The sequence below is a fragment of the Bacillus sp. DJP31 genome, from assembly GCF_049310945.1.
Lineage (GTDB): Bacteria > Bacillota > Bacilli > Bacillales > SA4 > Bacillus_BS.
This window is the reverse complement of record NZ_JBMERO010000012.1, coordinates 23,753-42,649: the sequence shown is the minus strand read 5'-3', so window position 1 is coordinate 42,649 and position 18,897 is coordinate 23,753. Positions and strand designations below refer to the sequence as shown.

The 18,897-nt window shown below is 36.5% G+C and carries 21 protein-coding genes; 17 read left to right on the top strand and 4 right to left on the bottom strand.

Annotated elements, in window-relative coordinates:
* Positions 1-219 precede the first annotated feature (219 nt).
* Positions 220-819, top strand: coding sequence for a hypothetical protein (locus ACOI1C_RS12595; RefSeq protein ID WP_422510882.1), 600 nt, complete (start codon positions 220-222; stop codon positions 817-819).
* A 107-nt stretch (positions 820-926) separates the two neighbouring features.
* Here the strand turns inward: ACOI1C_RS12595 and ACOI1C_RS12590 are convergent, their stop codons facing one another.
* Positions 927-1,949: a stage II sporulation protein P gene (locus ACOI1C_RS12590; protein ID WP_422510881.1), complete on the bottom strand. Its 1,023-nt coding sequence runs from the start codon at positions 1,947-1,949 to the stop codon at positions 927-929.
* 191 nt (positions 1,950-2,140) lie between these two features.
* Here ACOI1C_RS12590 and ACOI1C_RS12585 point away from each other — a divergent pair, with 191 nt between their 5' ends.
* From ACOI1C_RS12585 to ACOI1C_RS12515, 15 genes are all read left to right on the top strand, one after another.
* Entirely contained in the window at positions 2,141-3,061 is a 921-nt protein-coding gene (locus ACOI1C_RS12585; protein WP_422510880.1) for a plastocyanin/azurin family copper-binding protein, read from the top strand.
* A gap of 149 nt (positions 3,062-3,210) precedes the next feature.
* Positions 3,211-3,765 carry a YdhK family protein gene (locus ACOI1C_RS12580; protein ID WP_422510879.1) on the top strand — a complete coding sequence of 185 codons (555 nt, stop codon included), beginning with the start codon at positions 3,211-3,213 and terminating at the stop codon, positions 3,763-3,765.
* Between the two features lie 58 nt (positions 3,766-3,823).
* Positions 3,824-4,036, top strand: a complete 213-nt coding sequence (locus tag ACOI1C_RS12575; RefSeq protein ID WP_422510878.1) for a hypothetical protein — start codon at positions 3,824-3,826, stop codon at positions 4,034-4,036.
* Entirely contained in the window at positions 4,036-4,554 is a 519-nt protein-coding gene (locus ACOI1C_RS12570) for a DUF2269 domain-containing protein (RefSeq protein WP_422510877.1), read from the top strand. Before ACOI1C_RS12575 ends, ACOI1C_RS12570 begins: the two co-directional genes overlap by 1 nt.
* A 169-nt stretch (positions 4,555-4,723) precedes the next feature.
* Positions 4,724-5,692 carry a F510_1955 family glycosylhydrolase gene (locus ACOI1C_RS12565; protein ID WP_422510876.1) on the top strand — a complete coding sequence of 323 codons (969 nt, stop codon included), beginning with the start codon at positions 4,724-4,726 and terminating at the stop codon, positions 5,690-5,692.
* A 107-nt stretch (positions 5,693-5,799) separates the two neighbouring features.
* On the top strand, positions 5,800-7,176 hold the full coding sequence (locus ACOI1C_RS12560) for a sensor histidine kinase (protein WP_422510875.1): 1,377 nt from the start codon (positions 5,800-5,802) through the stop codon (positions 7,174-7,176).
* A gap of 1 nt (position 7,177) precedes the next feature.
* On the top strand, positions 7,178-7,852 hold the full coding sequence (locus ACOI1C_RS12555) for a response regulator transcription factor (protein ID WP_422510874.1): 675 nt from the start codon (positions 7,178-7,180) through the stop codon (positions 7,850-7,852).
* 3 nt (positions 7,853-7,855) lie between these two features.
* The gene (locus tag ACOI1C_RS12550) at positions 7,856-8,419 is read left to right on the top strand and encodes a TVP38/TMEM64 family protein (protein ID WP_422510873.1); all 564 of its coding nucleotides are present in this window, start codon (positions 7,856-7,858) and stop codon (positions 8,417-8,419) included.
* Between the two features lie 49 nt (positions 8,420-8,468).
* Positions 8,469-9,062, top strand: a complete 594-nt coding sequence (locus ACOI1C_RS12545; RefSeq protein WP_422510872.1) for a DUF1405 domain-containing protein — start codon at positions 8,469-8,471, stop codon at positions 9,060-9,062.
* Between the two features lie 115 nt (positions 9,063-9,177).
* Positions 9,178-9,909 carry a sulfite exporter TauE/SafE family protein gene (locus ACOI1C_RS12540; RefSeq protein WP_422510871.1) on the top strand — a complete coding sequence of 244 codons (732 nt, stop codon included), beginning with the start codon at positions 9,178-9,180 and terminating at the stop codon, positions 9,907-9,909.
* Positions 9,910-10,607: 698 nt separating this feature from the next.
* A complete protein-coding gene (locus ACOI1C_RS12535) occupies positions 10,608-11,201 on the top strand; it encodes a hypothetical protein (RefSeq protein WP_422510870.1) in 594 nt (197 codons plus the stop codon).
* Between the two features lie 290 nt (positions 11,202-11,491).
* Complete coding sequence (locus ACOI1C_RS12530) at positions 11,492-11,725, top strand: hypothetical protein (RefSeq protein WP_422510869.1); 234 nt, start codon at positions 11,492-11,494, stop codon at positions 11,723-11,725.
* A gap of 293 nt (positions 11,726-12,018) precedes the next feature.
* Complete coding sequence (locus ACOI1C_RS12525) at positions 12,019-12,336, top strand: nucleotidyltransferase family protein (protein ID WP_422510981.1); 318 nt, start codon at positions 12,019-12,021, stop codon at positions 12,334-12,336.
* Positions 12,312-12,704 (top strand): HI0074 family nucleotidyltransferase substrate-binding subunit, encoded by a 393-nt coding sequence (locus ACOI1C_RS12520; protein ID WP_422510868.1) that lies wholly within the window; start codon positions 12,312-12,314, stop codon positions 12,702-12,704. The genes ACOI1C_RS12525 and ACOI1C_RS12520 overlap by 25 nt, the downstream gene beginning before the upstream one ends.
* Before the next feature lie 118 nt (positions 12,705-12,822).
* Positions 12,823-13,719, top strand: a complete 897-nt coding sequence (locus tag ACOI1C_RS12515; RefSeq protein WP_422510867.1) for a C39 family peptidase — start codon at positions 12,823-12,825, stop codon at positions 13,717-13,719.
* Here the strand turns inward: ACOI1C_RS12515 and asnB are convergent.
* From asnB to ACOI1C_RS12500, 3 genes are all read right to left on the bottom strand, one after another.
* Positions 13,711-15,618, bottom strand: coding sequence for an asparagine synthase (glutamine-hydrolyzing) (gene asnB / locus ACOI1C_RS12510; RefSeq protein ID WP_422510866.1), 1,908 nt, complete (start codon positions 15,616-15,618; stop codon positions 13,711-13,713). The genes ACOI1C_RS12515 and asnB overlap by 9 nt on opposite strands.
* A gap of 363 nt (positions 15,619-15,981) precedes the next feature.
* Positions 15,982-17,004 carry an ion channel gene (locus ACOI1C_RS12505; RefSeq protein WP_422510865.1) on the bottom strand — a complete coding sequence of 341 codons (1,023 nt, stop codon included), beginning with the start codon at positions 17,002-17,004 and terminating at the stop codon, positions 15,982-15,984.
* Positions 17,005-17,016: 12 nt separating this feature from the next.
* Positions 17,017-18,258 carry a glutathionylspermidine synthase family protein gene (locus tag ACOI1C_RS12500; RefSeq protein WP_422510864.1) on the bottom strand — a complete coding sequence of 414 codons (1,242 nt, stop codon included), beginning with the start codon at positions 18,256-18,258 and terminating at the stop codon, positions 17,017-17,019.
* Positions 18,259-18,389: 131 nt separating this feature from the next.
* On the opposite strand from ACOI1C_RS12500, the gene ACOI1C_RS12495 reads away from it, so the two are divergent.
* Positions 18,390-18,833 carry an RNA helicase gene (locus ACOI1C_RS12495; protein WP_422510863.1) on the top strand — a complete coding sequence of 148 codons (444 nt, stop codon included), beginning with the start codon at positions 18,390-18,392 and terminating at the stop codon, positions 18,831-18,833.
* The last annotated feature ends 64 nt before the right edge of the window (positions 18,834-18,897 follow it).

The following is an 18,897-nucleotide window of genomic DNA, read 5'->3' as shown; positions in this document are numbered from 1 at the left end:
AAATTACGAGACTGCTGAAAAAGTCCCTTTTTTAAAAAAATGTGCTAAAATACCTGTTGATTTCCACTCCATGATGCAAAATTCCCCGGGGTGAAACTATTTAGTCGGACTAAAGGCTAATCGATGAGCTTTCCTTCCTCTTCAAAAATTCTCACGCTTTGAACCTTACAGTGTAAGCCTGTATACTATATTCACAAGAAGTTGAAAGGTTAGGTAGCTATGAAAAAAACATTAGTGATTTTAACAGCCTTGATTGTATTTATACTAACCGCACTAGGTACAAACCTAATTCTATTTAAGGAAGATGAAAAGACAATCAATCAGGACAAAGCCAATGCATATCTAAAGGATCCCAAATCCTATCTGGAAAAACTAAACGAAGAAGAACAACCTAAAGAGGAACATGATTCGCATGGCTTGTCACCAGAATATTATGAGAGTCTGAAAAATGAGTACCTACTATTAGATAAGCTTGTATTTACAGACGAGAACTTTACTTCGTTAATGTACGTTATTGATAGATACTATGAAAGTTTTGTGGGTGAAAAAATAGAACTTATTGGTTTTATTTATCGTGAAGAAGGCTTTTTAGAAAATCAATTTGTGGTGGGTAGACGAGGAGTAGAGGAGAGAGAGGCTATACATGGCTTACTTTCAACAGCATCTAACGCGATTGACCTGGATGAAGACCAGTGGGTAAAAGTATCGGGAACACTCAGTAAAACGGACTATCTTGGCAAAGAAGTAGCCTACTTACAAATTGACGAAGTGGTGGAAATTGAAGAACCAGCAAATCCTGATGTACATGAACCAGAGTAGAAGGAAAACGAATGAATAATTATGTAAAACAACCTACCGCATCATCCTTTGTGGTAGGTTATAAAAAGTTCATTAGAAAAAATTTTTCACTTAGAAAAGAACCTTAATCAATTCACTGTTCCCCAATAATATTGACCAATTACAAACCCTAATACATCCGCCGTTCGATAGAGCTCTTCAATCGTATTATCTACTCCCCCCACTTCAATAATCACACTACTCGGAGATAAGTCCTGGTTATAGACACCGTTTCCTTGACTTGAATCTTTTATAATGACTCCCCTAGATAATCCAGGGTATGTTTGATTAATCCTATCATTAAGCTCATTTGTAAAAGCAAGATTTTCTTTATAGTTTGGATGACCACTTCCTATAACAAATGAAATTTTAGCATAAGGTTCTCCATTAAAGTTCATGGTTGTATATTTTTTTGGTAAAGAATCTCGGTGTAGATCAAAAAAGAGCTCGAGATTTCGGTTATTTCTCTTCGCATCCACCACTAATTCCCTGGACATTTGATAGGAACTATTGAAGTTTAACTTTCTCTCATCTAGCATAGTAATGATATCAACTTCACTTACTGAACTCCAGACACCATTATGTTTTAAAGCTTTTCCTAAACGCTCACCAATTAATGAAACATTGAAGTCTGAATGGTAAGCATTTTCCGGAAGGGTCCCTTTATTAAAATACGGCAAGAATGATTCACGGTTATGAGAAAAATAAATAAATACAACCTCTCTACCAAACGTACTATGAAATTTATTTCTATCAATCGTAGGAGTCTTTATCTCGATTTCAGAGGTTGTGTCAATTTTATTTTGATCAATAATTGCATCTCTTTGAAGTGCTTCATTTTCGGGTGTTTCTTCTTCAGAGACTCTTCCCTCTACATCTAGTAAATGATCAAGTTGCTCTTCATTGTCTCCCTCGCCATCATTGCTAACTATACTAGTATTATTCTCATCTATAGCACGAGCATCTTCAATAAAATACGAACTAATTTCTTTAGCTAAAGGAAGATGGTCAACTTTAACCTTTAAGTAACTAACATAGATTAATAGAATGACAAGCAAAAATATAGACAGTGCCAATAACCTTTTTAATTTCTTTATGCTTAAACTTTTCATTCCTTCATCCCCACACATTCGTTAAAAACTAGCTAAGGTGTTTATCGGTAGATTAATCTACTTCTTAAGGTGGATGTAGTTGGAAGAATACTGTACTTAGAAAACAAGTGAAAAAAGCAAGATATAGGAAGAAAAGTATAATTCATTGCTTGTACTCATATAGTTAAGAAAAAATAAAGGAGGAGACATAGTTGAGCAATAGTTTACTGATGGTCATATTTTTTCTAACGGTTTTAGCCATAGGTATTGTATTTCTTTCCCTATTAAATCGAAGGAAGCTCACTTTAATGTCCGGGATGATGGTTGCCATGGCTTTGGGTATGGTAATGGGATTGGCTACTGGAGTCATTGCAGGTATCCTCTTTAAGGGTGACTTATTCATATCCACTGCAATAGGTGCAAGTGTTGGCATAATTGTTGGCGCACTTTCAGGTGTTTCTGTCGGGATTATGGGACTTCTTGATGGAATACTATCTGGACTTATGGGTGGAATGATGGGGGCCATGTTAGGCGAAATGATACATCCTACTTATCATGAGTTGACCACACGAATCCTATTTATATTCTGTTTGATCATTTCGTTCTTACTTATTTCAATCCTAAACAAGAATGAACATGCAGTTCGAACTCGATTTATAAAGATTACCCAAAATCCTATTGCACTCCTACTGATAATAGGCATTATAATATTTTCATCTAATCTACAAGGTCCAATTTGGGATGGACAAATGAATGATTCCACACATGAAGGACATTCTACTAATAAAGAAATGAGTGCAACCAATTCAGGGAATACCATAGCACTTGATGCCAATGAGTTTAGCTATTCACCTAATTCTTTAACAATCAATAAGGGCGAGAAGGTGACCATCCACTTTAACAATGTAGGTGAAGTCGAACATGACCTAGAAATTGAGACCGACAATGTAGAAATTTTCTCATCTTCTAACCAACATAACCATGGGAGTAAAAATATAGTTCATATACATCTAACACCAAAAACTGAAGGGAAAGTTGTTTTCACTGTTCTAGAGGCGGGAACTTTTGTATTTAGATGCACAATTCCTGGACATGATGAAGCAGGGATGAGAGGAACTATAAAAGTGGTGTAAGGATAAGGCAACTCTATTAGAGTTGCTTTTTGTTTAGTGTGGTAAGCTGGTAAAAATAAAGTGCTCTTTTGGAACTATGTTTTGCTTACTCCATATTTTCTGCACATTTACATTGTAAGATGGTATCAAATGACAAGGAGGCTATTTAAATGGTGAAAAAACGAGTGACCACGATATTGATTGCAGCTACTATTCTAGTTCTGGGTGCATGCTCCAATGACACGGATTCAAAGAGCGACAGCAAGGGTGGCATGGACCATGGAAATATGAACCATTCTAGCACGGGAGAAGTACCAGAAGGGTTGAAAATCGCTGAAAGCCCAACCTATGAAGTGGGGGAGAAAGCTACTTTAGAAGCAGATCATATGGAAGGTATGAAAGGGGCTGAAGCGACAATTGTAGGTGCTTATGATACCACCGTTTATGCGGTTTCGTATGATCCAACAACTGGTGGGAAAAGAGTAGAGAATCATGAATGGGTGATTCACGAAGAGCTTAAAGAAGCTGGAGAAGAACCATTTGCAGTTGGAGCTGAAGTGACACTAGAGACTGAACATATGAAAGGTATGAAAGGTGCAACTGCTGTTGTTGATTCAGCCGAACAGACAACAGTGTATATGATCGATTACACTCCAACTAATGATGGAGAAGAAGTGAAAAATCATAAATGGGTAACAGGAAATGAGCTATCAGCTCAGAAATAAGCAGTCTCCAACTCATCTTCTATTAAAGTGATTCGAAAACAATCAGGGAGATATCTGAATGATAAAAAGAGTATCAGGACTGATGCAAGATGAGGACCTAAGTAAGTCTGACGATAAATTAACCACCGGCATACCTAGATGGGTGAAGGTTTTTGGGGTCATTGCTGTCATCTTGGCCCTACTGGTTGTCACCATGATGTTCACAGGAGAACACGGACCTGGCCGCCATTTACCATCTGATGATCCGACAACAACCGAAGGTGGCAACTGATGGCTATGACACCCCGCCTCCGCAAGTTCGCACTCACCATCCATGTCACTTCGTCGGTCGGATGGCTAGGTGTAGTTGTTTCTTACCTTGCTCTCGTCGTCGCAGCTATGACCAGCCAAAATACACAGATGGGGCGTTCCGTCTGGATTGCGATGGAGTTGATCGGCTGGTATGTTATTGTTCCGTTGGCCATCGCATCACTCGTGACCGGACTTGTCATGTCACTTGGCACCCAATGGGGATTGTTCAGGCACTATTGGGTCCTTTTTAAACTACTACTAACGATAATTGCAACCAGCGTTTTACTACAAACTATGCCGACTGTAAGTTTCCTAGCAGGTGTAGTTGCAGAGTCGGACAGCATCAATCTAGTTGGACTGCAGAGCCAACTTCTTCATGCCGGTGGAGGTCTGTTCGTGTTGCTCGTGACCACGATACTTTCCGTGTACAAGCCTCGGGGCATGACTCTTTACGGGCAGCGTAAACATCAAATGAAGAGTACTAATAATTCAGGCTAATTTAATCGATTAATTGTACCGGTTTACACATGTAAATCGGCTTTTTGGTTGTTATATATAATTTTTAGGATAATAATAGGGGTAGATAAAGACCTCCATACAAACTCCACATCTTATTGTTATCTTTTATACATACGTATTTGTGATAAAACATATAGGAGGAAATCTATTGAGTAAATATTTATTGTTTATAGTAATAATAGTTATTTTAATGATAACAACAGCCTGTGGTAATAACGAAGGAACAACTCCTGAAGAGGATAAAGTGGATTCGGAAAATGTGGATAAATCTGCCCTTATGTCTACCGATGATTTTTATGAGCCTTTCACGGGGAAACTTGAACATGTCCATGGTTTGGGCTATGCCGGAAATAAGGATGCTATTTATTTTGCTTCTCATGACGGCTTAAAGGTTTATCAAGATGGAAAATGGTATCGTACAAAAGAAAATAATAATGACTATATGGGTTTCAATGCCGTGGATAAAGGGTTTTATACTAGTGGTCATCCCGGTGACGGAGTGAATCTCACTAACCCATTAGGAGTAAGCAGGAGCTATGATAATGGTCAAAGTATTGAAAACTTGGACTTCGAGGGAGAAAGCGATTTTCATGCAATGGGTGTTGGATATGAAAGTCATACTGTTTATATTTTAAATGAACAAAAGAACTCAAAAATGGATATTGGTTTGTACTCCTCGCAGGATGATGGGGAAACGTGGGAGAAAAAAGAAGCATCCAATTTAGGAGAACAAATCTTTAGCTTGGCTGTCCATCCAACAGACAGCAATATGGTCGCAGCTGCTAGTCAGGAAGGTATTTACCAATCAAAAGATGGAGGTCAAAGCTTTTCTTTGCTAACTAATGGTAAACAAGGGACCTCTGTGTTTTTGTCCGAGGATTCCTTGTGGTATGGAGCCTTTGGAGAAGAATCTGTTCTTGTCAAACACTCCATTTCAGACGGCAAAGAACAACAAATGGATTTACCAGAAATGAAAGAAGATGCTGTTATGTACGTAGCACAAAATCCTCTAAATGCTGAAGAATTTGTTTTCATTACGTTTAAAGGAAATGTCTATCTATCAAGTGACGGAGCTACAACATGGAATGAACTAGTAAAAGAAGGCATTCTGCAATAGTCAAAAGTAGGCTGTAAGGACATTCTTACAGTCTTTTGCTATCATTTTTAGCCTCCATAACTCCTCCATATTTTTTATCTATACTACTAAGGTAAAGGGTTGTTTTTATGAATCGAATTTCAATCAAGCTCGGAATATTATTCTTTATTGTGGTCATTACACTTGAGTCTATTTTTTCGATTTATTTATTTTTCAGTTTGCAGGATTCAAGAATTCAAGAGGAGATGGAAGAATTAAGAGCTAGAGGCAATAGTCACCGGAATGTGTTGGAAAAACATAACAATGAAGAAACTCTATTCCACGTTGCCTTAATGGAGTCTGAGGCTGAGACTGATGTAGTGATTACAGACATGTTCGGGAAAATTCTTGCTGCATCTGAGAAGGAAGGAAAGTACGATGAATATATTGAAGATGCAATACGTTTAGGAAATATACCGAGAAATGGATTGATTGTAGAGGGAGATTGGCGGAAAAGGAAATACATCGCGACTGTATCTCCTTTAATTCAAGCAAAAGAGCAGGTTAGTTTAGTTTTTATGTTTAAAGGGACCGAGTCTATTCATGAAATGACAAAAAGCTTACGAAATCATTTTCAGACAATAGGTGCAGTGACAATCCTACTCACTATTGTTTCAATCTTTATTTTTACAAGGTCAATCACCTATCCGCTCATTCGAATGAAACAAGCAACAGAAAGGCTAAGTCAGGGTGATTTTACCGTATCATTGAATGTTTCAACAAACGATGAATTAAGTGAATTAGCTCATTCAATTGAAAAGCTAGCCACTGATTTAAACCGTTTACAAAAAGAAAGAAATGAATTCTTAGCAAGTATTGCTCACGAATTAAGAACGCCACTTACTTATATAAATGGGTATGCAGATGTGGCGAGTAGATCCTCAATTAGTGATAAGGATAGAGACCAATATTTAGCGATCATAAAAGAAGAAATAACCAATTTAGCAAAATTAATACATACTTTATTTGAACTAGCAAAGGTTGATCAGCACTCTTTTCAAGTATGTAAACAAAAAGTTAACTTGCATACATTCTTAGAAAAGATTGTTCGAAAAGTTACGCCTACATACCTTCAGAAACAAATCGTGATAAAACTTGATGGAGATTCGGCTATACAAGTGGAACTAGATGCAGAAAGGTTTGAGCAAGTATTTACGAATCTTCTAGACAATTCATTGAAATATTCGGATGAACAAACACAAGTTACTATTTCATTTGAAAATGATAAGCACCATGTGATTATTAAGATTATGGACGAAGGAATCGGAATACCAGAAAGTGATGTACCGTATATATTCGAGCGGTTATATAGAGTAGATAAGTCCAGGTCCAGGTCCTCTGGGGGAACGGGCTTAGGATTGTCGATAGCCAAGGAGATTGTTGAAGCACATGGTGGAATGATTTGGGTTGAAAGTACTCTTAATGCTGGAACGATCATAACGATTAGATTGGATAGGTGCATATAAGATGAAAAGGGTATTAATTGTTGATGATGAGCAAAGAATGTTAGATTTAATTGCCCTACAATTATCAGAGTATCATTTCGAATGCCAAAGAGCCCATTCAGGTGAAGAAGCCCTAATTCTTTTGGAAAAAGAAATGGTTGACATCGTCCTTTTAGATGTGATGATGCCAGGAATGGATGGTTGGACCACTTGTAGGGCAATAAGGGAATTTTCATCGGTTCCAATCATCATGCTTACAGCTCGTGACCAAAAAAATGATATAGTAAGAGGCCTTCAATTAGGTGCTGATGATTATATGACAAAACCATTTGATGAAAAAGAGTTACTAGCAAGGATCGAGGCTGTATTAAGAAGAGTAAAAAGTCAGAGTAAGGTAGTATTCAAGGAACTTGTCTGGAACGAAGACTCCATGCAAGTTAGTTATAAAGGAAAAGGGATTTTACTGACCCCAAAGGAGTTTATCTTACTTGGCACCCTGCTTCAGAATATAAACAAAGTGTATACCAGGGAAGATCTCATTGAAACCGTTTGGGGTTTTGATGCTGAAACAGAAGGCAGAACGATAGATTCACATGTGAAAAATATCCGTGAAAAACTCCGTAAGGTTGGGTTCCCGATTGAACATCATTTACAAACGGTCTGGGGAGTAGGTTATAAATGGGTATCGGAGGAATAGAGAATGAGTGAATTTCTCATTGAATTACTCATGAATAACAAAGAAATCTCCTATCTCATCAGTATTTTACTCAATGTGTTGATTAGTATCTTTGCTTTTATTCCTAGTTTCTTTCTAACTGCGGCAAATATTTATGTTTATGGATTTTGGGAAGGGACGCTCCTATCACTAATTGGCGAAGTTATAGGCTGTTTAGTATCCTTCTGGTTATATAGAAAGGGGATAAAGATAGTTTCTCAGAAGAAGGAATTTCAATCTCCTTATATACGAAGACTTTTAGGAGTAAAGGGTAGTGAAGCTTTTCTATTACTATTATCGTTAAGACTACTTCCCTTTATGCCTTCGGGTTTAATTAATATTGGGGCAGCCTTTAGTAAAGTGTCAATCATTTTATTCGGACTGTCTACACTATTCGGCAAGATTCCAGCCTTATTTTTAGAGGGGTATACCGTAAGTTCCTACTTAGAATGGGATGGAAGAGGGAAGCTATTCATTACAATAACAGGTATCATCCTATTTGGAATATATATATGCATTCTGGTATTGAAAAGAAGGAAGAATTCGTAATGAAGTACGGTCAGAAATCAGTTTATTGCTTATTAAAGGAGTTTGGATTATGAGAAACATATATGTATTACTTGGTAATAGAAAATTCGTGTGGCTTTTATTCATTGTTAATCTGCTTGGAACGTTATATGGATATTATTGGTATAAAGAACAGCTTTTTAGTACTCCAGCAAAATTTCTGATCTTTGTTCCGGACAGTCCGACAGCTAGTTTATTCTTCTTATTCGCTATATTTGGTTTAATGATAAAGAAAAATTTTCGCTTTATTGAAGCTTTAGCAGTTGTTACTCTTTTTAAATATGGAATTTGGGCAGTAGTGATGAATTTCCTAGTTCTAATAGAGCTAGGAACGCTTCATTGGACAGGTTATATGCTGATTCTTTCTCATGGAGCAATGGCGATACAGGGACTTTTGTACACACCATATTTTAAGTATAAGATGATCCATCTTGTACTTGCTGCCGTTTGGACATTCCATAACGATGTCATTGATTATGTGTTTTTTATGGTGCCTACCTACAGTGTTCTAGATTCTTATATTCCCCAGATAGGATATTTCACTTTTTGGTTAAGTATTATTTCTATCATATTGGCATACTACTTGAAATTAAGTGGAAAGCGGCATGAACAAGTTGTTTATTAAATCGACTCTTTTTGCGGCTTACTGAAAATACAATCTTTACTATTCAGACATATTTTCAGCTTAACGCTTTAGTCTTAGTAAATGAATCATAGAGTGGTGATGAAAGGATAGAGATATGTATGAATTCTTCAGTCAAATAAGCAATATACTAAGTCAACCCTTTCTCAATGTATTTTATAAAGTTAGTGGTATTCCCATCATTGCAGCCTTTGTATTAGGGTTAGTCGGTGCATTGTCACCTTGTCAGTTTTCTGGGAATCTAGGAGCTATCACTCTATTCGGGAACCAGTCTATTCAAAAAGCAATACCATGGAAGAAAGTCTTCTTTTTTATCCTTGGAAAAATAGTGGTGTTTTCCGGATTAGGATTTTTAGTTTGGATGCTAGGGAGTGAGTTTCAACAATCCCTTACAATGTATTTTCCATGGATTAGAAGACTCACAGGGCCGCTTCTACTTCTAATAGGGATATTTATGATCGGCTTGTTTTCTACGAGATGGACTGTGACAGTAGCGAGTATACCTAAAAAGTTCCTTAGTGATGGAAAGATGGGCTCTTTTTTAATGGGAGTTAGTTTCTCGTTAGGATTCTGTCCAACCATGTTCATATTGTTCTTTGTAACCCTGATGCCTATGGTGGTTTCATCTCCAGTTGGTGTCGTATTACCTAGTTTATTCGCCATAGGAACATCCTTACCATTGTTGCTAGCTGTTGTATGTATTTGGTATTTTAATCTTGCTGAAAAAGTGATTAAACAAAAGGGTAGAAAACTGGGAAAGTATGTTCAAATATGTGCGGGTTGGGTTATGGTAGTCATCGGCATCCTTGATACTGTCACCTATTGGTAGATTATTAATTTTATAGATTAGTATACTCATCTTCGAATTTGGCTATGCTGATTTTGGAGGTGTTTTTACTATGAAAACCATTGGAATCATAATGAGTATCGTTATTTTAACCTTACATTATTTTCCGAATAGCTCAAAGAACAATCAACTAGTACAAATGGTTGAAGTCACCAAGCAACATGACATTCCAGGATGCACCATTCCCCGGGGTGGGCGGTGAGCCTCCGTGGCGAGAACGCCCCTTGCCTGAGTCTCACCTGTCCCACTGCTCTAAGCAGGTTTCCGTTCCCTTTTGGGAAGGAGAGATAGCCGTTAGTCACTATCTCGCTTGGGAAGGTAAAGGCAAAGTAAAAATTACGATGATGGTTTTTTTGATTATTCTCTTAAAGAGTCTGTTCAAAAAGGAGGACAAAAAGAGCTGACGAAGAAATTTGAAGCTATTTTTGCCGGACTTTTTGAACACCCTCTTAAAGGGAAATGGAAAAAGAGGGAGATAAACCGTGAGTAGAGGGGCTTACTCATGATTACGGTTATATCATAAGACTTTCATTTTTAATGGAAGTCTTTTTTAGTGAATGGGTTATATTTTTGTAAAATATCCAAAATTATAATAATTTAGGTATATACTGTAGGTGGTTATAGATATAATGATAATAATCTCTTGTCCTGAGATTACTATGAATAAAGAGGTGAGGATGTTGAAGAAATACATACTTGTCACATTGTGTTTATTAGGGTTTGCGGTCTTTGGATCAACGGCTTTAGCAGAAATTAATCCTGAACATCAAGAGAAATTTAGTAATTATGTTGAGAATAGAACAAAAGGTCTTGAGAATTATTATGATGAGAACTCTGTAAAAATACTCAAATCGCTACAAATGGATGGTACGGTATATAAACTCGTAACACAGGATGATCCGGCGACACCAGAAGATGAAACGGTAACTGAAGAATATCAATCTGGAATTGTAGCTGCAGTTATTGACTATCAATTAAAGCGTGATACATTGTTCAAATTTGATAAGCAAGAAATTGTGTTTTACGGAGTTGATAAAGACGAACAGCTCTCACTTTCCAACGTAGAACAAAACGAGGAATTGTCGAATTTCTACAATGAATACTCAGGAACCTTGCATACAAAAATGCAGCCATTTTCAACGGCTCTTATTTTTTTCCTTATCTTCACTTTTATCGTCGCACTTCCGGTGGGAGTTATGTTCCTTAAAGAAAAACAGTATTCTACTGGAATTCCGGAGAGATTCCTAAAGGATCGAAAGACAGCCCACTATTAAGATTGAATTTCACTTCATATTTTTAAGAAAACACTGAATAAGGTACCTTATTCAGTGTTTTTACCTGTCCACATGCGAACATCAATTTGAACATATACTCTTCTCGTGCATACTATATTTATTAAAATGAATTTTTAAATGGTAAAGTGTAAGCCATCCATCATCTTGTTGACCTTTTAAAATCCTTTCAAGACGTTTATCGAGTCCTAGGAAAGGGTAGGATTGTTATATTCACATCTTCTCCAAATCAGATGAATACGTACTGGCTAAAAGAGTATTTTCCTATAGCAATGGAGAAATCTAGCAGGCCAATGCCAGCATTGTCAACCGCAACCGATGCTTTAAAAGAAACGAGTTTTAGCATAATTGGTCATGAAACCTTTTTAATTCAACCAAGCTTACAGGATTTTTTTCTTTATAGCGGAAAATATGAACCTGCCTTATATCTGGAGGAAAAGGTTCGATCCGGAATTTCTACATTTGCTAATTTAGCCTCGGATAGAGAAGGTGAAGAAGGCTGTTGAGAAACTCAAGACAGACATTGAAACGAAGAGAATAGATGAAATACTGTCTTCATATAGTAGTGATTTAGGGGATTATGTTTTTGTAATAGCAGAGAAAAAATAATGAGCTCCAAATGGGTCATGTACCTCCGAGCATATCAAAACCATTCCGATGTAATCTGTAGTCATTTTTATGGTACTATTTATAAAAAGGAATGATTGTATTAGAGGTGCATATAGATGAAAAAAATTATGTCAAGAAGGTCAATTTTAAAGGTCCAGTTGCCTAATGATAAGGGGGGGAAAAGTTGGCTATGGATATGGACTTGCGTGAGCAAATATTAAATGATCTAAAGTCAATGATAAACGAAACCCTTACTACTGAAAAAGTAAAAGTCTATTTATTTGGTTCATGGGCAAGAAATGATGAAAAGCAAAGTTCGGATATAGATATTGCTGTAGAAGCCTACAGTGAAATTCCCTCTTTAAAATGGTTAGAACTTCAAGATAGGGTGGAGGAATCTTTGATTCCATATCGAGTAGATATAGTTAATATAGAGAATGCTAGTTTTGCTCTTATTCAGAACATAAAAAAGGAGGGAATCGTATGGAGAGACTTCAAGAACGACTGACATCTGCTTACAAAGCATTGAACTTATTACAACAGCTTGTTTCAATCCAACAACCGAATGATGTGGAAAGGGATGCTTGTATACAACGATTTGAGTTTACATATGAAGCTTGCTGGAAAGCAGCAAAACAGTACTTGTACGACATCGAAGGAATTGATGTAGGATCGCCAAAAAGTGTTATCCGAAGCTGTAGAGAAATGAACTTGTTCCAAGAAGAAGAGACCATCCTAGCTCTTAAAATGGTGAATGACAGAAACTTAACTGTACATACATATAACGAAGAGGTAGCTATTAAAATACATGCAAACTTGAAATATTATTACCCTTTGTTAGCTAGCTGGGTTCAGAGAATGGAAGGTAAAATTTAGTTGCTACCTGGTAATATCCGGGATTTGGCTAATCGATAATGTTATATCTTATTTGCTTAAATTCTTGTAAGGTAACATAGTACTTAAAAACGTCTAAAATGATTCTTGAGGTGAGCACATGCTTGTTGTATTCATGCTACTTATATCAATGATGATCATCCTGTTAACCTACAATTTATTAAATCAAAAAATAAACAAGAAGTATAATTTAGTAGCATATGTCCTAAACGCATTCTTTCTCACATTATTTATTGCCCTATTTTCACTTGAAACAAGAGCATCTTCTGATAATCAAATACTCTCAACATCTGTTGTTATGGCTCAAAAACCTACTCGAGAAAATGATTATTCATATAAAAATGTTGAAAATGACAAAGAATGGAAAGTAAATATAAAAGAACAAGTTTTACTCGATGCTCCAATTATTAAGCAGTACCCTGAATTACCTAGAGGGTGTGAAGTCACGAGTCTTGCTATGTTACTTCAACATGCAAATGTGAAAATAGATAAAATGGAATTAGCCGAATTGGTTAAAAAGGATCCTACTGTATTTAGGAAAGAGTCTGGTAAGGTTTACTTTGGTAATCCTAATGATGGATTTGTAGGTGATATGTATAACTTGAAAAAACCAGGCTATGGTGTATATCATAAGCCGATTAAAGAACTTGCCGAAAGGTTTTTACCTGGAGAAATTCAAGATATTACAGGTAGGGATTTTGAAAGCGTAAAAGCCTATTTATCCGCTGGTTACCCAGTGTGGATTATATCAAACGCAACTTATAAAGAGTTAGACCCATCTTCTTTTCAAGTCTGGGATACCCCGACAGGTCAGGTTAAAATCACTTATAGAGAACACTCAGTACTAATTACTGGTTATGATACGAACTATATTTATTTTAATGACCCCATCTCAGGTGAGAAAAATAGGAAAGCCCCCATACAAGACTTTATCCGTGCATGGGAACAAATGGGTAGTCAGGCGATAACAATTGGTCCTAAACTAAACTTAAACTAATGAAGGTGTGAACTTTCTTATATTTGATGAAGTAAATGAGTATTTGTCTTCTACAACCACTTCATACCAGACCATAAACATGAGAATCGTCCACAGCTTTCTACTTACATCTAATTTTCCAACCCGATGATCATCAAGAAGTTTGATGATCTCTTTTTTATTTAGTAAATGTTCTGTATGGCTTCGTTCTATCGTTTGGACTGCCCAATCATACAATTCATTTTTTAACCATACACGAATAGGAACTGGAAAGCCGAGTTTTCTTCTATTTAATACATGGTCTGGTACAATTCCTTTTGCTGCTTGTCTTAATATATATTTGGTTGCACCATCCTTCACTTTTAAACCAGATGGTATATGAGATGCTACCTCAAATACCTCTTTATCTAAGAAAGGTACCCTCAGTTCTAGCGAGTGTGCCATTGTCATTCGATCTGCCTTTACTAATATATCTCCACGCATCCAAGTATGAATGTCGATAAACTGCATTTTAGTGATGGGATCATAGGATTCAATGGCTTTGTACAACGGATTAGTAATGTCTGTATAGTGAACTTTGTCATTGTATAATTTATATATGGCTTCTTTTTCTTTTTCATTAAAAATCTTTGCATTTCCAATAAATCGTTGTTCAAGGGATAGAGAGCCTCTTTCAATAAAACTTTTTCCTTTTGTTCCTTCAGGTAAGAAAGAGACTAGATTGTTTAGAATCCTTTTAGCAGAACCAGGGATATGTTTAAAAATCTCTAGTGAATTAGGTTCTTGATAAATATTATATCCTCCGAACAGTTCATCAGCACCTTCACCAGAAAGGACAACCGTTACATGTTCTTTCGCTTTTTTAGCTACGAAATATAAAGGAATGGCCGCTGGATCTGCTACTGGATCATCCATATGCCATACGATTTTTGGAAGTTCGTTTATAAACTCCTCAGGAGTGATAACGTGATGGATATTCTCAAGTCCAAGTGCTTCAGCAGACTGTTTCGCTACATCAATTTCACTATATCCGTTATCTTCGAAACCTACTGAAAAGGTTTTTATTTTTGGGTTGATCTCCTTTGCAAGGGAAACAATTAAAGTGGAATCGATCCCTCCTGAAAGGAATGAACCAACGGGTACGTCACTTCTCATATGTTTTGCGACAGAATCAATTAATACATTTTTAATATCATGTGCGAACTGATCCTCGCTTTTGAAAAGTTGAGGAGAAAAACTTGGCTTCCAATAGGCTTGGATTTTCATGGACTCTCCAGGTTTAACAGTGAAAAAGTGCCCTGGGGACAATTTATTTATGCCATTTGTTAGCGTATCGGGTTCGGGAATATATTGATAAGTTAAGTAGTGTTGCAAACTCTTATAATTAAGCATTTCCTTGTTAAATGTAGCTTCAATACTCTTTTTTTCAGAGGAAAAATACAATTGACCGTCGTTCTCCATGTAATAGAGAGGCTTTATTCCAAAGTGATCTCTCGCACCAAAGAGGACAGATTCCTCTTTATCCCAAATTAGAAAGGAGAACATTCCTCTTAAACGATCTACTACTTTTTCTTTTACATGGCTGTACATGGCTAAAATAACCTCTGTATCAGAATGAGTATTGAAAATGAATCCTTCTTCTAGTAACTCCTCTCTAAGTTCTAAATAATTATAGATTTCTCCATTAAAAAGAATCCAATAACGATTGTTTTCATATGGTAATGGTTGATGACCGCTTTCAATATCAATAATACTCAATCTTCTAAACCCCATACTAATAAAGTCATCATAATAAAATCCAGAATCATCAGGACCTCTATGACTAATTAAATGAGTAATATCTTCAAACTTAATTCTTGCACTTTCGATATCTATTCCCTTATCAGAAATTGTATTTAAGCATGCAACAAATCCACACATATATCTTCACTCCATTGCTTGATTGTGTATTGGTATTCATACAATATGAGACAATTTATTGTCAGTAATATATCCATGAAAATATTATATCAGTTTACTACTAACTACACATTATAAATTATTAGCTACTGAATAAGACGAAACTATTTGGATAAATGTTTCATGCTTCGGAAAATAAAAAAATCATCACGGTACATACATAATATTGAGTATCTACCGATGCTTTCATGCATGTTATCTCTGTTGAGACCCCTCATAAAAGTTACCTTTTCCAAAATAGTTAAAATTACAATAAACAAAAATAAACGGGAGGACCTGACGAGGTCTTCCCGATTATTATATTTTAGAACGTTATATTTGAACTTACCTGAATTTGCGGATTCCATTTTCGTCTGTAACGATGTACAATACATCCTCGTCTGTTAGCAAATCATTCGGTCGCTGTGCAACATCCATATTATCTCCAACCGCAATTAGAGTCGCGCCTTGATCAAATAAGTCAATTGCAGCATCACGATAGGATTTCCAATGTGGTTTTTTACGAATTTCATAAAGGTTTTCCCCATACCTTTTTCCGAGCAATTGATTGAATATACTGCTAGACATCGGATGGAGCGTGGCTTTTGCCATTAATCTAGAGATGGACTCATTGGACAAAATAAAGTCATCTACTTTTACATGCTTAAATTTTGCAATGTTACTTTCTTTCATTATTTCAACAATGGTATGAAGATTGATAGTATGTTGTTCTGATAGCGATTCGACTGTTGTGGCAATGAGCAATGATTTCCCGTCTGCAAGTGTTGGAGAATCAATGGAGCAATCCGAAAAAATGGCGATTCTTTTTGCATGTAATATGTTTGCCTTTAACAAGGTATCTTCTTCCGAAGGATCTCCTGCAATAAAGTGAACTTGACTATGTTCATAAGGCGTCTTTTCTACCAATTCATCAATTAAGACAATATGGCATTCTGGCTCACTAGCTAGTACCTCATCAATTGCATCCTTCGTTCGTTTCGTCCAATCAATGTAGATGTAATGTCCGTTTTTCGTGTAGGCCATTTTTCCTTCCTCCCTTAATTTTTTATACTGCATGACAGAAGTTTGGATCTTTCCAATAAAAATAGTTAGAAGCAAAATTCCATAAATATAGAAAAGCATGCCGAAGCTTCGACCTAATGTAGTTGTTGGAAAATAGTCACCGTATCCGACAGTCGTTGCCGTTGTCATCGTATACCAAAAGGCTTCAAAGTAGGTCGGGAATGTTTCAGGTTCAATGATGAAAAAAACTCCAGCAGAAATGGATAATAAGAAAATAGTAATAGCTGCTACGGAAGCGAAGCTTAATTTCATTACACCCTGCCAAAACTTAGAAAAGAAAAACAAATGAATCCCTCCTTATTTATTAATCCCCACGGGTAGAAAATAGCTAAGGTTATTCGTAATTTGGTTTCCAACACGAAAACCGAAGGCACTTGGAGAACCATTTAACAAAAAGGTTCCAACCATAAAATGCCCTTCACTTTCACCTGCTTCTGTTCGGATTTTGGTTGTGGGTAGTTCGACAAATTTTTGGTAGACAGACAAATAATTTGAGTAGCTTTTATGTTGATTTTCATCCACTTTTGCACCAGTTCCATCAAAAATTTCAACCGTATCTCCTTCTCTACCAAACACAGGCTTTTGAACATATTTTTCTCCTCGATTGATGAATGGATCTGGTTCCAGATAGGTCGGAAGGAAATGTTCCTCTATCCAAACATGCTCCTCAGATGTGAAGAAAGGAGAGCCCTCTTCATGAAGGCCCCAAATGACTGACATGAGTGCTTTATTCTGCATTAAAAAGGCACTTGGAGGATTAATGATGGCAAGTTTATTCAATGCCACTAAATTTAATAACTGTTCTCCTACTTTTGCAGAAGTGTCAGGATCCACGTCGAATATCATGCTTTCGATCGGGAACGTTTGTCTATACAACACATCGATGGGTATTCCTTCAGGGTCCAACAGGGCCTCGCCTTCCATGATTCTAAGCTGATCTAAAGGGACATATTGTGATGGTAACCCAGACAGCTCTTGTAAATAGATGACTGTATTTCGATCCTCTATACTTTCATTATGGGAGGTAAACACGATATTGGGAAAATGGTTTTGTTTAAGTAAAGCAAAGGCGTCCATGATGGACTTTTTCACTGTTTTTTTTAATAGTGTTTCTTCCTGCTCGTTTGGATTCTTAAACCCAAACTCTTTACATACCATGCCATTTACTTTGAAGAGCTCATAAATGAAGGTAGGTGTGTCAGAATTAAACTCTAGAATTTTATGCAATTGATTAATAACAACTGAATCGAAACGTCCAATGACCGTGTTGAAAGGAGCTCCGCCTAGTCGAAGAAAAGGAAGTGTTTCACTTGGGTACCCCATTTGCAAGAAGGTGCTATCCGGTATTTCTTTGGACTGAAGAAGCTCTGTTGTTTTAAAAAATATATGCCCAGCTTTACGTGCGAATTTTTTTGTATCATGAGCAAATTCTTCGTCCATAACTTTTACGTCAAAAAGTCCATATTCTTGACCATACAGATCCGCCCAAAACTCTGGGATTTTTGAATAGAAATGTTGCCGTTTTTCTTTAAAGTTCATACTAAATCATCCTCTAACTAGTAGGTTGCTATTTTAAACAAAAGCTTATCGTCTTACAAACTTTTTTCATTTTTAAGGGGAAGGAAGAGTGGTATGATGGTTGTAAAAAGTTGTATATGGAGGAACTTTATATGATCCAGAAACTTGTCTATTACACAAAATCCGGTTCATCTTTTACACCCTTTTATGAGTACACAACAAATTCAATTAATCCAGATGAAATCTATGCTAGACAGCTCTGTGAGTATTTCATAAAGGACGGAAAAGAATATGAACTTTTCTCAAATGAAATGTCTGGCTTAGATGAGATGTTAATTATTGAAGAAAAAGGTTTCGCTGAAAAAAACTCGGACGAATCTGTATACAAGAAAGGCATTCATTTAGAAATCCGCCCATTTAAAAGAATAGGAGAGATGAGTTTACTTCATACATTTCCTCTAGACTCTCATTGGGAAGCGATTCGGTATTTGTTAAAGGACATTATAGAAGTCCCGGGTCTCGGACAAATGGTAAGAGATTCGGCTGAGATTGACGAGGACCGAGGATGCTATGTTATTTATGTAACTGAAATGTAAGGAAGAGCGCTCTATTTAGCTGCACAAGTGAGCTTGCACTAGCAAACCAGCTTTGGTGATTATT

Coding starts and splice junctions, on each gene's coding strand:
- ACOI1C_RS12595 (WP_422510882.1), top strand. CDS start 220: ATGAAAAAAACATTAGTGATTTTAACAGCCTTGATTGTATTTATACTA.
- ACOI1C_RS12590 (WP_422510881.1), bottom strand. CDS start 1,949: ATGAAAAGTTTAAGCATAAAGAAATTAAAAAGGTTATTGGCACTGTCT.
- ACOI1C_RS12580 (WP_422510879.1), top strand. CDS start 3,211: ATGGTGAAAAAACGAGTGACCACGATATTGATTGCAGCTACTATTCTA.
- ACOI1C_RS12575 (WP_422510878.1), top strand. CDS start 3,824: ATGATAAAAAGAGTATCAGGACTGATGCAAGATGAGGACCTAAGTAAG.
- ACOI1C_RS12570 (WP_422510877.1), top strand. CDS start 4,036: ATGGCTATGACACCCCGCCTCCGCAAGTTCGCACTCACCATCCATGTC.
- ACOI1C_RS12560 (WP_422510875.1), top strand. CDS start 5,800: ATGAATCGAATTTCAATCAAGCTCGGAATATTATTCTTTATTGTGGTC.
- ACOI1C_RS12555 (WP_422510874.1), top strand. CDS start 7,178: ATGAAAAGGGTATTAATTGTTGATGATGAGCAAAGAATGTTAGATTTA.
- ACOI1C_RS12550 (WP_422510873.1), top strand. CDS start 7,856: ATGAGTGAATTTCTCATTGAATTACTCATGAATAACAAAGAAATCTCC.
- ACOI1C_RS12545 (WP_422510872.1), top strand. CDS start 8,469: ATGAGAAACATATATGTATTACTTGGTAATAGAAAATTCGTGTGGCTT.
- ACOI1C_RS12540 (WP_422510871.1), top strand. CDS start 9,178: ATGTATGAATTCTTCAGTCAAATAAGCAATATACTAAGTCAACCCTTT.
- ACOI1C_RS12530 (WP_422510869.1), top strand. CDS start 11,492: ATGGAGAAATCTAGCAGGCCAATGCCAGCATTGTCAACCGCAACCGAT.
- ACOI1C_RS12525 (WP_422510981.1), top strand. CDS start 12,019: ATGGATATGGACTTGCGTGAGCAAATATTAAATGATCTAAAGTCAATG.
- ACOI1C_RS12520 (WP_422510868.1), top strand. CDS start 12,312: ATGGAGAGACTTCAAGAACGACTGACATCTGCTTACAAAGCATTGAAC.
- ACOI1C_RS12515 (WP_422510867.1), top strand. CDS start 12,823: ATGCTTGTTGTATTCATGCTACTTATATCAATGATGATCATCCTGTTA.
- asnB (WP_422510866.1), bottom strand. CDS start 15,618: ATGTGTGGATTTGTTGCATGCTTAAATACAATTTCTGATAAGGGAATA.
- ACOI1C_RS12500 (WP_422510864.1), bottom strand. CDS start 18,258: ATGAACTTTAAAGAAAAACGGCAACATTTCTATTCAAAAATCCCAGAG.
- ACOI1C_RS12495 (WP_422510863.1), top strand. CDS start 18,390: ATGATCCAGAAACTTGTCTATTACACAAAATCCGGTTCATCTTTTACA.